We start from the raw sequence: 14974 nt of genomic DNA on the forward strand, positions 1-14974 counted from the left end.
TCTGTCGCGCCATCTCCTCCCCAGCCAAACAGGAACTTCCATGATGGATACTCGTGATTGTGCGTGCGGGCAAACAACGGTTCGCGATGACGCGGCGCTATGGTTTGTACGTTTGCAGGAGCCTGTCGTCGATGTCGAAGTGCGTCGCCGGTTTCAGGCCTGGCTGGACGAACACCCCCAACACCGAAACGAATTCGAAGTGCTCCAGGGGGTGTGGCGCGCCGCCGATTTGCTTCCGGCGGCGCGTTTGCGTGCCTTGTGTGAAACTCCGCCTGCCCTGAAAAAAACTCGTCCGGTGCTGCGTTACGCGGTAGCCGCCAGCGTGCTCGCGGTGGCGCTTGGCCTGGGTCTGTTCAGCAGCCTGAATCATCCGGCGCCTTACACGGCCGAGTTTTCAACGGCCCTGAATGAGCGGCGCCATGTGGCGTTGCCGGATGGTTCGGCGGTGGATCTGGACAGCCGCAGCCGGATTCAGGTGCGTTTTGAAAAGGCTCAACGCCACGTTGAGCTGAGCGAAGGCGAAGCGATGTTCAGGGTCGCGCACGACACCCGCCGACCCTTTGTGGTCGAGTCGGGCAGCGGCAAGGTCACGGTCACCGGCACCCGGTTCGACGTACGCCGTGGCGCCAGCGAAACCCGGGTGGTGGTGGAGCAGGGCACGGTCAAGGTCCAGGGGCGCGAGGCTGCCGATAACGATTTCATCAATCTGACAGCGGGCCTGGGCACCCACGTCGATGCCCAGGGCAAGGTCGCGGCCGCCTACGCCGTCAACCCGGCGGAAATGACTGCCTGGCGCAGCGGCAAACTGGTGTTCAACAACGCCCGCCTGGCCGACGTCGCCGAGCAGGTCTCACGTTATCGGGAGAAACCGCTCAAGGTCGCCAGCGCAGCGGTCGGCGATCTGCGCCTGACCAGCGTGTTCAAGTCCGACAACACCGACGCACTGCTCAAGGCCTTGCCGAGCATTCTGCCGGTGGCCGTGCGCACCCTTGGCGATGGCAGCCAGGAAATAATTTCAAAATAAAATTCAGGTTTTTTTCGAGTTCATCGTCTTCCTGTTCAACTGCAACTGGTTTGCATTAACAAGCGCACACTTTTGCGATCCACAGGATTACGTTCGACGTGAAAAACTCCACCGCTAAAAACAACAAATTCCCCTGGTTGCCGCTGGCGCTCGCCCTGGCAGTCAACGTTGCGCTGCCCCAGGCCTTTGCCGCCGACGGCATCCGCATCCCGGCGCAACCCTTGGGACAAGCCTTGAGCCAATTGGGCCAGCAAACCTCGCTTCAGGTGTTCTTCAGCCCTGAACTGGTCGCCGGCAAACAGGCTCCGGCGGTGGACGGCAATATGTCCCCGGAAGACGCACTGCGCCAGTTGCTGCAAGGCAGCGGCCTGCAATACCAGATCGATGAAGGTTCGGTGACCCTGATGCCGGCGCCGACTTCGGCGGCCAACGGCCCACTGGAGCTTGGCGTGACGGACATCAAGGTGGTAGGCGACTGGCTCGATGACGCCGATGCCGCCTTGGTGCAGAACCACCCTGGCGCACGAACGGTGGTGCGCCGCGAAGCCATGATCGAGCAGGGCGCGATGAACGTCGGCGACGTGTTGAAACGGGTTCCCGGCGTGCAAGTGCAGGACGCCAACGGCACCGGTGGCAGCGACATTTCCCTCAACGTCGGCGTGCGTGGCCTGACTTCGCGCCTGTCGCCTCGCTCCACCGTGCTGATCGACGGTATTCCGGCGGCGTTCGCGCCTTATGGTCAGCCACAACTGTCCATGGCACCGATTTCCTCCGGCAACCTCGACAGCATCGACGTGGTACGCGGTGCCGGCTCCGTGCGCTACGGACCGCAAAACGTCGGCGGTGTGATCAACTTCGTGACCCGCGCGATCCCGGAACAGGCCTCCGCGGAAATCGGCACCACCCTGGAAACGTCGCAGCACGGTGGCTGGAAACACATCGATACGGCGTTCATGGGCGGCACCGCCGACAACGGCATGGGCGTGGCGTTGTTGTACTCGGGCGTCAATGGCAACGGTTACCGTGAAAGCAACAACGGCAACGACATCGACGACGTGATCCTCAAGACCCATTGGGCGCCGACCGATGTCGACGATTTCAGCCTCAACTTCCACTACTACGACGCCAAGGCCGACATGCCCGGCGGCCTGACCCAGGCGCAGTACGACGCCGACCCGTTCCAGTCGGTGCGCGACTACGACAGCTTCAGCGGCCGTCGCAAGGATGTGTCGTTCAAGTGGGCGCGGCAGATCGACGATCGCACCCAGGCCGAAGTGCTGACCTACTACACCGACAGTTTTCGTGGCAGCACCATCGCCTCACGTGACCTGAAGACACTCAATTCCTATCCGCGCAGCTACTACACCTTCGGTATCGAACCACGGGTGTCCCATGTGTTTGATGTGGGCCCGACCACCCAGGAAGTCAGCGTCGGTTATCGCTACCTGAAGGAAGCCATGCACGAAGAGGCCAGCCGTGTGGCGCTGGTCAACAACGAGCCCGTCGTGCGTCCGGGCGCGGACGGCCATGTCTATCAGGACCGCACCGGTGGAACCGAGGCCAATTCGGTCTACGTCGACAACAAGATCGACGTGGGCAACTGGACCGTCACCCCGGGTATTCGCTTCGAGCACATCAGCACCGATTGGCATGACCGCCCGGTACTCGACACGGCCGGTAAACCGGTGCCGGAGAAAAAGCGCAGCATCGAAAGCAACGAGCCGCTGCCGGCCCTGAGCGTGATGTACCACATGTCCGAGGCCTGGAAGCTGTTCGCCAACTACGAAACCTCGTTCGGCGCGCTGCAGTATTTCCAGCTGGGGCAGGGCGGTATCGGTGATGAGCCTGCCAACGGCCTGCAGCCGGAAAAGGCCAAGACCTACGAAATCGGTACGCGCTACAACGATGACGTGTGGGGCGGTGAGGTGACGCTGTTCTACATCGACTTCGACGACGAACTGCAATACATCAGCAATGACGTGGGCTGGACCAACCTCGGCGCGACCAAGCACCAGGGCATCGAAACCTCGGTGCACTACGATCTGGCGGCGCTGGATCCACGCCTCGATGGCCTGACCGCCAACGCCGGTTTCACCTACACCCGTGCCACTTATGAAGGTGAAATCCCGGGTTTCAAGGGCCGTGACCTGCCGTTCTACTCCCGTCAGGTGGCCACCGCCGGCCTGCGTTACGACATCAACCGCTGGACCTGGAACCTTGATGCGTTCGCCCAGTCGAAACAGCGCTCGCCGGGCACCGGTGTGAACGCCGATGGCAGTTTCAACGGCAACTACATCACCGAAGGCTCCGCCGACGGTCAGTTCGGTGATATTCCGGGTTACGTGACCTGGAACGTGCGTAGCGGCTATGACTTCGGCCCGCAGGTGTCGAACCTGAAACTGGGTGCCGGGGTGAAAAACATCTTCGACAAGCAGTACTTCACCCGCTCCAGCGACAACAACTCGGGCATGTACGTCGGCGCGCCGCGTACGTTCTTTGTGCAGGCCAGTGTCGGGTTCTGATAGATCGAGGTGGATTCATCGCGGGCAAGCCCGCTCCCACACGGGTTTTCAGCGGACACAGTATTTGTGTACGACTGCAGCCTTGTGGGAGCTGGCTTGCCAGCGATGCTTTTCAGACTTTCAACACCCTCCCGCCAATGGCCACCGCCACCAGCAGCACCGCCATCAACCCGAAGGCAAAACTCAAGCTGGCGCCATGGGCGACAAAGCCGATCAGCGCAGGGCCTGCCAGGATGCCCGCATAACCCAGGGTGGTAATGGCCGGTACGGCGATGCTCTCGGGCATGACCCTCTGCTTGCCTACAGCGGTGTACAGCACCGGCACGATGTTCGAGCAACCGGCGCCCAGCAGCGCGTAACCCACCAGCGCCGCCTCCCAACTCGAGGCGAATGTCGCTAGAAACAAGCCCGCGGCAGCCGTCAGCCCGCCGAACACAATCACCCGTGTCGCGCCCAACCGCCGTACGATTTTGTCACCGGTCAAACGCCCGGCCGTCATGGTCAAGGCAAACGCCGCATAACCGAGCCCCGCATACGCCGTGTCGATGCCACGTTCCTGTGCCAGGAATACCGCGCTCCAGTCCAGCGCCGCGCCTTCGGCGAGGAACACGATGAAGCACATGCCACCGATGAACAAGACGATGCCATGGGGCACTGCGAACGCCGGCCCTGAGCTCTCACTGCCGTAGGGCAACAGGTGCGGCACGGCCCTGGCCAAGGCGATCAGCAGCATCACGATCACCACCAGCGTGGCCCCCAGCGGTGAAATTCCCAGACCCAGCAAGCCGCTGACGCCTGCCGCGCCGACTATCCCGCCCAGGCTGAACAGGCCATGGAAACCCGACATCATGTTTTTGCCGCTGGCGCGCTCGACGATCACCGCTTGCAGGTTGACCGTCGAATCCACCGTGCCGAGGCCCGCGCCGAACATGAACAACGCCGCGATCAAGGCCGGAATCGATGACACCGTGGCCAGCAGCGGCAGGGCGGCACAGATCAGCAAGGTCCCGCCGGTCGTCACCCGCCGACAGCCGAAACGAGTGGCCAGAATCCCGGCCATCGGCATCGCCAGGATCGACCCTACCCCCAGACACAGCAGCAACAGACCCAGGGTGCCCTCATCCAGCCCGGCCCGCGCCTTGGCATAGGGCACCAGCGGCGCCCACGCGGCGATGCCGAACCCGGCGATGAAAAAGGCGATGCGCGTGGACATCTGTTCCAGGCGGCCGGGAACGAAGGTGGTCTGGCTGTTGAGGCTGGTCATATCAATCCCTGGCAAAAAACGTCACGTCCTCAACGGACAGTAATCGACCGAGGAGGGTTCGATCAGTGCCCGGAAAGTTTTACGGTCAAACAGGGCGACATCGTTGCACAGCGCCGCTGTTTTTCGCGATATGTTGAGCCATTCCAATGACACACGGAGGGCGCCATGGCGCAGAGGTACGATGCACGGGGCAATATTTACATCGTGGTAGCGCCCGAAGAATTGCGCCACCAGGGCATCGATGTGCCCGATCAGGCCAGCCTTGCCGCGCAAACTCGTCAGGCATGGGCTGCGGCGGCCATCGAAGCCTGCTGCAACTGGGCACCCGGCACGCAACCGGCCGGCAGCAAGGATCATCGCAGCGACGGATTGCTGGTCGGACCGTTCCAGTCCTCGCCACCCTTTGACCTGTTGATCGTCAACACCGACGGGACCCTGGCCGAACGCAGTGGCAACGGGCTGACGATTTTTTCCCAGGCGTTGAGCGAGCAAGGGCTTTTACCCCGCGACGAAGCCTGTCTACTCAGGGTTCACCACGACAAGTCCGACACGCCTTCACCGGGGCAGACTTCGGTGAAGGCGGCTGAAGTCGAGGGCGTGCAGGGTTTCTGGCTCGACCTTGGCCGGCCTGGTTTCGGGCCGTCGGCGGTCAGTGCCGAGGGTGTTGAAACGGCGCTGTTGAATGGCCGCGAACTCAGCCACGTCAATCCGCTGTCGGCACTCAATGGCGCATGGTCGCGCAGCCAGTTCGCGCGGGTCGGCAATCCGCATTGCGTGACGCTGGTCGAAAACGCCGACGACTTGCCGGGCAACGAGCAGATGCGAGAACCGGCGCTGGGTGACGGGTTGATGCGAATTGCCTACGCCATGCCGGTCGGTGCAGGCAAACCTTGTTCGGCGGGGATCAATCTGCAATGGGCGATGCGCTTGTCCGAAGGACATATCGCCGCGCGGGTGTTCGAGCGTGGCGAGGGGCCGACAGCGTCTTCGGGGACCAGCGCCAGTGCGGTGGCCTGTGCGGCCTGGCGCGTGGGTTGGGTCAGCGCCGGGGAAGTGAAGGTGACGATGCCGGGTGGCACGGCGCCGATCTTGCTGGAAGAGGAGCAGGGGGAGTTGAGTCGGGTCAGTCTGTTTGGTACGGCTCGAATGATGGATTGACTTCAAAATAGCCTTCGCGGGCAAGCCCGCTCCCACAGGGGTTTTGTGAACAACACAAATCTACTGTGGGAGCGGGCTTGCCCGCGAAGAGGCCAGTTCAGTCAGCACCAAACTCAATTCAGCCCAGCGAACTCCACCACCGGCATCGTCCGCTTCATCAACACCTTGCCCTCGCGCACCGAGTACAGCGGCAACCCCTGGCTGCGGATCACTTCGTAATCACTCTCCGCCGACAGAATCAGCAGGTTCGCCGGCCGCCCGCGTTCCAGGCCATAGCGCTCGCCGAGGTTCATGGCCCTGGCGCTGTTGTCCGTCACCAGGTCCAGCGCGCTTTGCAGGTTGCGATAACCGAGCATGTGGCAGATGTGCAGCCCGGCCTCGAGCACCCGCAAAATGTTGCCATTGCCCAGGGGGTACCACGGATCGACGATGGAGTCCTGGCCGAAGCACACGTTCATGCCCGCTTCCAGCAACTCGTTGACCCGGGTCACGCCCCGGCGTTTCGGGAAGCTGTCGAAGCGACCTTGCAGGTGGATGCTCTCGGTGGGGCAGGAGACAAAGCTGATCCCCGAATGCCCGAGCAAGCGAAACAGCTTGGCGCAGTAGGCGTTGTCGTAGGAGCCCATGGCCGTGGTATGGCTGGCCGTGACCCGCGAACCCATGTCGCGGCTGCGGGCCTCTTCGGCGAGTACTTCGAGAAAGCGTGAATGCGGGTCGTCGGTTTCGTCGCAATGCACGTCGACCAGGCAACCGCTGCGTTCGGCCAGGTCCATGAGGAACTTCACCGAGCTGACACCCTGGTCGCGGGTGTACTCGAAATGCGGAATGCCACCGACCACGTCCGCGCCCATGCGGATCGCCTCTTCCATCAACTCGCGACCATTGCGGTACGACTCGATGCCTTCCTGAGGGAACGCGACGATTTGCAGGTCGACCAGGTGCCGGCTTTCCTCGCGCACTTCGAGCATCGCCTTGAGTGCGGTCAGTTGCGGGTCGGTGACGTCGACGTGGGTGCGCACATGCTGGATGCCGTGGGCGGCGAGGGCCTGGATGGTTTTTTTGGCGCGGGTCTTGGTGTCTTCCTGGGTGATGGTCGCCTTGCGTTCGCCCCAGCACTCGATGCCTTCGAACAGCGTGCCACTCATGTTCCAGCGCGGCTCGCCGGCGGTCAGGGTGGCGTCGAGGTGGATGTGCGGCTCGACAAAGGGCGGCACCACCAGATTGCCGCCGGCATCCAGGTCGCCAGGGCCCAGGGTCGGGGCCTCGATCTGGCGGGCGATGCTGCTGATCAGGCCGTTTTCCAGGTTCAACTCATGCAGGCCTTCCTGGTTGCGCAGACGGGCGTTGATGATGTGCATCGGGCGAGTCCTTTTAGCGAGTCGTATTGGCAATACCTTTACGTTAGCTCGGTGGTGGCGATCCCCGCCAGTTCCAAATGTGGGAGCGGGCTTGCTCGCGAAGGCGGTGTGTCTGCCACATAGATGCTGGATGTGCTGCCGCTTTCGCGAGCAAGCCCGCTCCCACAGGGGATTGGGTTTGCTCAGGAGGATTGTTGCAGGGGCAGAAAACGCAGCAACGCGGCGACTATGGCTTCGGGCGCATCTTCCTGAACCAGATGACCGGCGTTGGGTATCGGATGGAACTGCGCACCGGGAATCATCTGCTGCAAGGCCCACCCGCGTTCGACGGGAATCCACTGATCGTCTTCACCCCAGAGAATCTGCACCGGGCAGCGAATCGTCGGGTACAGACCTTCGGCCTCACGGGTATAGCGCTCGTCCATCTGCGCGATCTGCCGGTAGAACGCCGCTTGCCCCCGCTCCCCCAGCCACGGCTGAACGTAGGGGGCGAGTTCGGCGTCGGGGATTTCGCGCTGGATGGCCCCGCGAATATAGGTCGGCACGATGGCCCGCTGGATGTAATCGGGCAGTCCGCTGAACGCCGCTTCATGCTGGCGCACATGCTGCACGAACGGCGAACCCCAGGGCGTCAGCGCCACCGGATCGATCAGCGTCAGGCTGCGGTAATCCTTGCCGTTGAGCAGATGCGTGCGCAGGGCGGTGGCGCCGCCGAAGTCGTGGGCCACCACGTCGGGGCGATCCAGGCCCCAATGCTCCAGCAACTGCGTCAGCAATTCGTTCTGCACACCCAGGGACACGTCGCCATCGACTTTCTCGGATTGCCCGTAGCCCAGCAGATCGAAATAGTGCACCCGGTGCGTGGTGATGAAGTGCGGGGCAATCCGGTGCCAGACACAGGAGGAGAAGGGCGTGCCATGCACGAACACCAGTGGCGGGCCATCGCCGCGCACGGCGTAGCGCACGGAGTGCCCTTTGAAGCGATAGGTCTGGGGCAGTGGCCAGTCAGTCATGGGCTTGTCCTCTTGGCGGGGGAAGAGGCAAAAAGCATAGGCGTAAAAAAACAGCCGATGAAGGCTGTTCTTTATTTCTCTGACAAAACGCTGTTCCCCCTGTAGGAGCGAGCTTGCTCGCGAAGAACGTCAACGATTACGCGTGGTATCTGGCAGCCCGCGGTGCTCTGGCGTCCATCGCGAGCAAGCTCGCTCCTACAAGGGGGCGGTGTCTTTATTCGCCGCGATAGATGCAACCGCTGGTGCAGGTTTCGTGGATACGAATCGCACTGAGTTCCGGCAGCAACGGCTTCATCTCATTCCAGATAAACTTGGCCAACACTTCGCTGGTCGGGTTTTCCAGGCCAGGAATGTCGTTCAGGTAGTTATGGTCCAGACGCTCGTACAGCGGTTTGAAGATCGCCTTGATCTCGGAGAAGTCACGGATCCAGCCGGTGTGTGGGTCGAGGTCGCCGCTCAGGTGGATCGCCACTTTGAACGAGTGACCGTGCAGGCGCCCGCACTTGTGGCCGTCCGGTACGTGGGGCAGGCGGTGGGCGGATTCGAAAGTAAATTCCTTGAAAATTTCCACAGTGTTTTCAGCTCTGTTCAGGTGGCGTTCGCCGCAGCGATTCGGGCAGGCGGCGAGTTTACCAGTTTGTCCTGACTAAAGGGTCAGCAAGCGCTCGCCGAGGCGACCGTTGGCGGCCAGTTCGAGGAATTCGTCGCCCAGGCGGCGGCTTTCGTCCATGGTGGTGCGCCAGTATTTCTGCCGGCTCGGGGCGTCGCCCATGAAGCGTTTGAAGTCGTTACGGTCCGGCAGTTTGCCGTAGGGCAGGCGCGCCAGGTATTCCTTCGACGGTGCCAGCAGCAGCACGTTTTGCAAGCGGGCCGGGCAGGCGCGGCGCCACGGCAGGGGCTTGTCGAACCAGCCGGGAATCACCCGGTCGGTGAAATGCGGGTAGAGCACGATGTCATTGCCGCTGTAGGGCAGGTCCAGGTGATAGTCCAGCAGACCGCCGTCGCGGAAGGTGCCGGTGCCGGCGCCCGGCAGGTCGCGCACGCCTTCCATGACCATCGGGATCGAGCCCGAAGCCAGCAGGGCCTGGCGCAAATTGCCGGCATTGAGGGCGACGAAGCGCGACGGGAAGTCGTTCAAGGCGTCGACCGGCGGCGCCAGGCGCGGGTCGTGGATGATCAGGCGTTCGAAGTGCCGGGCCAGCCGCGCCCGGCCGCGCAGGTTGTCGGCGATGACCGAGGACAGGCCCAGCCCCAGGCGACCGCGATGGTCGTCGGCGAGCAGACCGTGGCTTTTGACCACCATGATGTTCAGGCGGTAGGCGCTGTTGCCGAGGATCGAGGCATCACGACCGTCGAGCAGGTCATCGAGCATGCGCCGCGAGCTCTGGCTGATTTGCGCCATGGTCACGCCCTTGGCAAAGTTTTGCTCGGTGTACAGCTGCCCGAGACGCCGGATGCCCTCGGCGGCGTCCGGCAGGCAGGCGCTGGCGAAGCGCCAGGAACCCACCGATGCACCAATCAGCGAGCGCTCCCGCGGTGCCGCCGGCAGCCACTCGCCGAACAGCGCCAGGTCCAGCCCCTGAATCCCCAGTGCCTTCGGACCGCCCGCCGCACCGGGCAGGGTGCCGACCTCGGCGGCGTTCAAGCCGCTCTCACGGATGCGCGCAAAAGCTCGCGGACCGGCCTTGAGGGTCAGGGAAGGGAACTTGATGTGAATGGCGGTCATTGCAGTCTCGACGTGTGGCAAGCGGAAGGATTATACGCAGCCCCTGTGGGAGCGGGCTTGCTCGCGAAAGCGGTGTGGCCAGCAACATGGATGGCGACTGACACGGCCTCTTCGCGAGCAAGCCCGCTCCCACAGGGACTGGGGTGTCAGCAATGATGGCCATTCAGTTTCAATTAAGTTCATCCGGTTAAGGTGTCGTCCACAGGCAGCCCCTGAAGCAATACGGAGACACCCATGAAAACCCCGACAGCCCTGTTCACCGCGTGCATCGTCGGCATGATCGCGAGCATCGCCCATGCCCGGGAACTTGGCCCGGATGAAGCACTGAGATTGCGCGACGCTGGTACCATTGTCTCGTTCGAGACACTCAATGCCAATGCAGTGGCCAGGCATCCAGGCTCCACCGTCAATGAATCCGAGCTGGAGCAGCATTACGGCAGGTACTTGTACAAGGTAGAGCTGCGCGATCCCCAGGGTATCGACTGGGATCTGGAATTAGACGCTGTCAGCGGGCAGGTTCTCAAGGATCATCAGGATTGGTAATGAAGGTGTTTTTATCCAATCGATGCACCGGCAGCCGGATGGCGCTGGTGCTTCTGGCATTTTGCTCGGCAGTGATGGCGCGCGACCTGGACCAGGACGAAGCCCTGCACCTGCGTCAGCAGGGCGTGATCCTGCCGCTGGAGCAACTGCTGCAGCAGGCAATGGGGCGCTACCCCGGCGCGAAACTGCTGGAGGCCGAGCTCGAAGAAAAACACGACGTCTACATTTATGAAGTCGAGCTGCTGACCCCTGAAGGCGTGGTCCGCGAACTGGACATCGATGCCACCACCGGCCGTTTACTCAAAGACAAGGAAGACTGATCCATGCGTTTGCTTCTGGTGGAAGACCATGTGCCCCTGGCCGACGAACTGCTGGCCGGTCTCAACCGCCAGGGTTATGCGGTGGACTGGCTGGCCGACGGTCGCGACGCGGTGCATCAGGGCAGCACTGAACCTTACGACCTGATCATCCTCGACCTCGGCTTGCCGGGCGTGCCGGGGCTTGAGGTGCTGGCGCAATGGCGCGCGGCGGGGCTGGCCACGCCGGTGCTGATCCTCACGGCCCGGGATTCCTGGGCCGAACGCATCGAAGGCCTCAAGGCCGGCGCCGACGATTACCTGACCAAACCCTTTCATCCCGAAGAGCTGTTTCTGCGCATCCAGGCATTGCTGCGCCGCTCCCATGGCCAGTTCAACCAGCCGACGCTCCAGGCCGCCGGGCTGCACCTGGACGAAGGTCGCCAGTGCGTTGTCCGTGACGGTGCGGACATTCAGCTGACCGCCGCGGAGTTTCGCCTGTTGCGTTATTTCATGCTGCACCCCGAGCAGATCCTCTCCAAAAGCCACCTCGCCGAACACCTCTACGATGGTGAAACCGAGCGTGATTCCAATGTGCTGGAGGTCCACGTCAACCATTTGCGCCGCAAGCTCGGCAAAAGCGTGATCGAAACCCGGCGTGGCCAAGGCTACCTGTTCGGCGGGCAAGCCCGGTGAGATCGATCCAGCGTCGCTTGAGCCTGGGCCTGATCAGCGTGATGGTGGTCGTTGGCCTGGTGCTGGCGCAAACCAGCCTGTGGCTGTTCGAAATGGGGTTGCAGCGCTACCTAGAAGCCGGGTTGCGCAATGACAGCGAGAGCCTGCTGGCGGCGCTGGTGCGTGGGCCGCAAGGCTTGCAACTGGATGAACGACGTCTGTCGCCGGCCTATCAGCGGCCGTTTTCCGGTCATTATTTCCGCATCGATTTCACCGATGGCCATTGGCGTTCCCGTTCGTTATGGGATCAGGAGCTGCCGGCGCTCGATCACCCCGGCCTGCACGACGATCTGCAACTGGGGCCGGAAGGGCAACAGTTGCTGGTGCTGCGTACGGACTATCGACGCCTGGGGTTGCCGATCTCCATCAGCGTCGCCGAGGATTACACGCCGATACGCGAAAGCTTCCGGCGCGTGCAACAGCTCGGGTTGGGCCTGGGTTTGACCGGGTTGCTGCTGATTCTGTTGCTGCAACGGATTACCGTGCGCCGCGCCTTGCGTCCGCTGGAACAGGCCCGCGAGCAGATCGCGCAGTTGCAACAGGGCCAGCGCTCGCAACTCGATGATCAGGTACCGCTGGAACTGGAGCCACTGGTGGCGCAGATCAACCACTTGCTGGCCCACACCGAGGACAGCCTCAAGCGCTCACGCAATGCCCTGGGCAACCTCGGCCATGCGTTGAAAACACCGCTGGCGGTGCTGTTGAGCCTGGCCTCGAGCGAGCAGCTTGAGGCGCACCCGCAACTGCGCAAGACCCTCAAGGAACAACTGCAACAGGTCGAGCAACGGCTCAATCGGGAACTCAATCGTGCGCGGCTATCCGGTGATGCGCTGCCGGGCGCGCTGTTTGATTGCGATGCCGAACTCCCCGGGTTGCTGGCAACCCTGAACATGATCCATGGCGAACACCTGGCGCTGAGCTACCGCGCTCCGGCCGGCCTGCAATTGCCCTGGGATCGTGAAGACCTGCTGGAACTGTTGGGCAACCTGCTGGATAACGCCTGCAAATGGGCGGATGCCGAGGTTCGCGTGAGTGTGGCGGAGTTGGCGAGCGGGTTTGAACTCAGTGTGGAAGATGACGGCCCGGGCATTCCTCAAGAGCGTCGCGATCAGGTGTTCAGCCGGGGAACGCGGCTGGATGAACAGACCCATGGGCATGGCCTGGGACTAGGCATCGTGCGCGACATCGTCGACAGCTTGGGCGGGAAACTGTCGTTGCTGGAAAGCGAGTGGGGCGGGCTGAAGGTCGTCATCGAATTACCCAAACACTGAGATCCATTGTGGGAGCGGGCTTGCTCGCGAAGGCGGAGTGTCAGCCGATACTGTCATTGACTGATACACCGCCTTCGCGAGCAAGCCCGCTCCCACATAGAACCTCCCCGGGTCAGGTGTGATGAATCTCCCGATCCTTGGTTTCCGGCATGAAGAAAATGCCCAGCACGGCCGTCATCACCGCGATGACGATCGGATACCACAGCCCGTAATAGATATCCCCCGTGGCCGCCACCATGGCGAACGCCACCGTCGGCAGGAAGCCACCGAACCAGCCATTGCCGATGTGATAGGGCAGCGACATCGAGGTGTAGCGGATGCGCGCCGGGAACAGTTCCACCAGCCAGGCGGCGATCGGCCCGTAGACCATGGTCACGTAGATCACCAGGATCGTCAGGAGCAACAGCACCATCGGGTAGTTGGTCTTGGCCGGGTCGGCCTTCTCGGGGTAGCCGGCGTCCTTGAGGGCGGTGGCGAGATTGGCGGTAAAGGCATCGTTTTTGGCCTTGAAGTCAGCGGCCGGCATGCCGGTGCCCTCGAAGCTCTCGATCACTTTCTCGCCGATGCGCACCTGCGCAACGGCACCCGGCTCGGCGTTGACGTTCTTGTAGGGGATAGCCCGTTTGGCCAGCACAGTCTTGGCCAGGTCACAGGAGCTGGTGAATTTGGCCTTGCCTACCGGGTCGAACTGGAACGAGCACTGGTCGGGATTGGCGATGACCGTGACCGGGTTCTTCTCTTGGGCAACGAACACGTCGGGGTTACCGTATTGGGTCAACGCGTGGAAGATCGGGAAGTAGGTCAGTGCCGCGATGATGCAGCCGGCCATGATGATGCCCTTGCGGCCGATGCGGTCGGACAGGCTGCCGAATATCACGAAGAACGGTGTGCCGATCAGCAACGAACCGGCAATCAGCAGGTTGGCGGTCTGCGCGTCGATCTTCAGCGTCTGCAGCAGGAAAAACAGCGCATAGAATTGCCCGGTGTACCAGACCACGGCCTGGCCGGCGGTGCCACCGAGCAGGGCCATGATCACGATCTTGAGGTTTTCCCAACGGGCGAAGGATTCGGTCAGCGGTGCCTTGGAGGACTTGCCTTCAGCCTTCATTTTCATGAACACCGGTGATTCGCTCAGTTGCAGGCGGATGTACACCGAGATAATCAACAACAGGATCGAAAGCAGGAACGGAATCCGCCAGCCCCAGGCTTCGAAGGCTTCCGTGCCCAGCGCGGTACGGCAGGCCAGGATCACCAGCAGTGAAAGAAACAGGCCAAGGGTGGCTGTCGTCTGAATCCACGAGGTGAAATAGCCGCGCTTGCCCTTGGGCGCATGTTCGGCCACATAGGTCGCTGCGCCGCCATACTCACCGCCCAGCGCCAGGCCCTGCAGCAAACGCAGGCTGATCAGGATGATCGGCGCGGCCACGCCAATGGTCGCGTAGCCGGGCAGCAAGCCCACCACGGCTGTCGAGACACCCATGATCACGATGGTGATGAGGAAGGTGTGCTTGCGTCCGATCATGTCGCCCAAGCGGCCGAACACAATGGCGCCGAACGGCCGGACGGCGAAGCCGGCGGCGAAGGCGAGCAGGGCGAAGATGAAGGAAGTCGTTTCGTTGACGCCGGCGAAGAAGTGCTTGGCGATAATCGCCGCGAGGGAGCCGTACAGGTAGAAGTCATACCATTCGAACACGGTGCCCAGGGACGAGGCGAAGATGACCTTGCGCTCCTCCTTGGTGAGCCCGTGGTTGGGCGCGCTGCCCGCGGTTGCATTGTCGATTGCTGCCATGAGTCTTCTCCGTCTTGCTCTTGTTGTAGGCCGGAGTTCCCACCAACACTTGCCGTACCCAGGCCCTGGGGCTGAAGTCATCGGATTACGTGGCTTGCATTCAAGTTGACGCCAGAAAAAGCTGCAAGGTTCCATGAAGAATAATCGGCTTGCGGCAGATATCCACTTGCCATCATTTGATTGAGTCGCGCGCAAAAAAAATGTGGGAGCGGGCTTGCTCGCGAAGGCGGTGTGTCAGTCGACGTAAATTTCGAATGACACACCGCCTTCGCGAG

General features: G+C 62.2%; 13 protein-coding genes. 7 read left to right on the forward strand and 6 right to left on the reverse strand.

Going from position 1 to position 14974, the window contains the following annotated elements; genetic code table 11:
- Positions 1-40: 40 nt before the first annotated feature.
- Together BSF40_RS29940 and BSF40_RS29945 are read left to right on the forward strand one after the other, a co-directional pair.
- Complete coding sequence (locus BSF40_RS29940; protein ID WP_095968057.1) at positions 41-1024, forward strand: FecR family protein; 984 nt, start codon at positions 41-43, stop codon at positions 1022-1024.
- A gap of 98 nt (positions 1025-1122) precedes the next feature.
- Positions 1123-3546 carry a TonB-dependent receptor gene (locus BSF40_RS29945; RefSeq protein WP_095968058.1) on the forward strand — a complete coding sequence of 808 codons (2424 nt, stop codon included), beginning with the start codon at positions 1123-1125 and terminating at the stop codon, positions 3544-3546.
- Between the two features lie 112 nt (positions 3547-3658).
- Here BSF40_RS29945 and BSF40_RS29950 read toward each other — a convergent pair whose 3' ends face one another.
- Positions 3659-4810: an MFS transporter gene (locus BSF40_RS29950; protein ID WP_095968059.1), complete on the reverse strand. Its 1152-nt coding sequence runs from the start codon at positions 4808-4810 to the stop codon at positions 3659-3661.
- A 165-nt stretch (positions 4811-4975) separates the two neighbouring features.
- Between BSF40_RS29950 and BSF40_RS29955 the strand changes: the two genes are divergently transcribed.
- Positions 4976-5968 (forward strand): diaminopimelate epimerase, encoded by a 993-nt coding sequence (locus BSF40_RS29955; RefSeq protein WP_095968060.1) that lies wholly within the window; start codon positions 4976-4978, stop codon positions 5966-5968.
- Between the two features lie 113 nt (positions 5969-6081).
- On the opposite strand, the gene codA is transcribed toward BSF40_RS29955, so the two are convergent.
- The 4 genes from codA to BSF40_RS29975 all read right to left on the reverse strand — a co-directional run bounded on the left by codA (position 6082) and on the right by BSF40_RS29975 (position 10065).
- The gene (gene codA, locus BSF40_RS29960; protein WP_095968061.1) at positions 6082-7326 is read right to left on the reverse strand and encodes a cytosine deaminase; all 1245 of its coding nucleotides are present in this window, start codon (positions 7324-7326) and stop codon (positions 6082-6084) included.
- A gap of 182 nt (positions 7327-7508) precedes the next feature.
- Complete coding sequence (locus BSF40_RS29965; RefSeq protein ID WP_095968062.1) at positions 7509-8339, reverse strand: alpha/beta fold hydrolase; 831 nt, start codon at positions 8337-8339, stop codon at positions 7509-7511.
- Positions 8340-8553: 214 nt separating this feature from the next.
- Positions 8554-8910: a 6-carboxytetrahydropterin synthase QueD gene (gene queD / locus BSF40_RS29970; protein WP_003223505.1), complete on the reverse strand. Its 357-nt coding sequence runs from the start codon at positions 8908-8910 to the stop codon at positions 8554-8556.
- A 75-nt stretch (positions 8911-8985) separates the two neighbouring features.
- A complete protein-coding gene (locus BSF40_RS29975; protein WP_095968063.1) occupies positions 8986-10065 on the reverse strand; it encodes a patatin-like phospholipase family protein in 1080 nt (359 codons plus the stop codon).
- Positions 10066-10299: 234 nt separating this feature from the next.
- Here BSF40_RS29975 and BSF40_RS29980 point away from each other — a divergent pair, with 234 nt between their 5' ends.
- Genes BSF40_RS29980 through BSF40_RS29995 form a run of 4 tightly spaced genes read left to right on the forward strand, consistent with a single transcriptional unit; the run spans position 10300 to position 12910 of the window.
- A complete protein-coding gene (locus BSF40_RS29980; protein ID WP_095968064.1) occupies positions 10300-10608 on the forward strand; it encodes a PepSY domain-containing protein in 309 nt (102 codons plus the stop codon).
- On the forward strand, positions 10608-10928 hold the full coding sequence (locus BSF40_RS29985) for a PepSY domain-containing protein (RefSeq protein WP_095968065.1): 321 nt from the start codon (positions 10608-10610) through the stop codon (positions 10926-10928). Before BSF40_RS29980 ends, BSF40_RS29985 begins: the two co-directional genes overlap by 1 nt.
- A gap of 3 nt (positions 10929-10931) precedes the next feature.
- Positions 10932-11600 carry a response regulator transcription factor gene (locus tag BSF40_RS29990; RefSeq protein ID WP_095968066.1) on the forward strand — a complete coding sequence of 223 codons (669 nt, stop codon included), beginning with the start codon at positions 10932-10934 and terminating at the stop codon, positions 11598-11600.
- A complete protein-coding gene (locus BSF40_RS29995) occupies positions 11597-12910 on the forward strand; it encodes a sensor histidine kinase (RefSeq protein WP_095968067.1) in 1314 nt (437 codons plus the stop codon). The genes BSF40_RS29990 and BSF40_RS29995 overlap by 4 nt, the downstream gene beginning before the upstream one ends.
- A 112-nt stretch (positions 12911-13022) precedes the next feature.
- Here the strand turns inward: BSF40_RS29995 and BSF40_RS30000 are convergent, their stop codons facing one another.
- The gene (locus BSF40_RS30000) at positions 13023-14699 is read right to left on the reverse strand and encodes an MFS transporter (protein WP_095968068.1); all 1677 of its coding nucleotides are present in this window, start codon (positions 14697-14699) and stop codon (positions 13023-13025) included.
- Between the last annotated feature and the right edge of the window lie 275 nt (positions 14700-14974).

This window comes from Pseudomonas sp. ACN5 (genome assembly GCF_002303975.1).
GTDB classification, from domain to species: domain Bacteria; phylum Pseudomonadota; class Gammaproteobacteria; order Pseudomonadales; family Pseudomonadaceae; genus Aquipseudomonas; species Aquipseudomonas laurylsulfatiphila.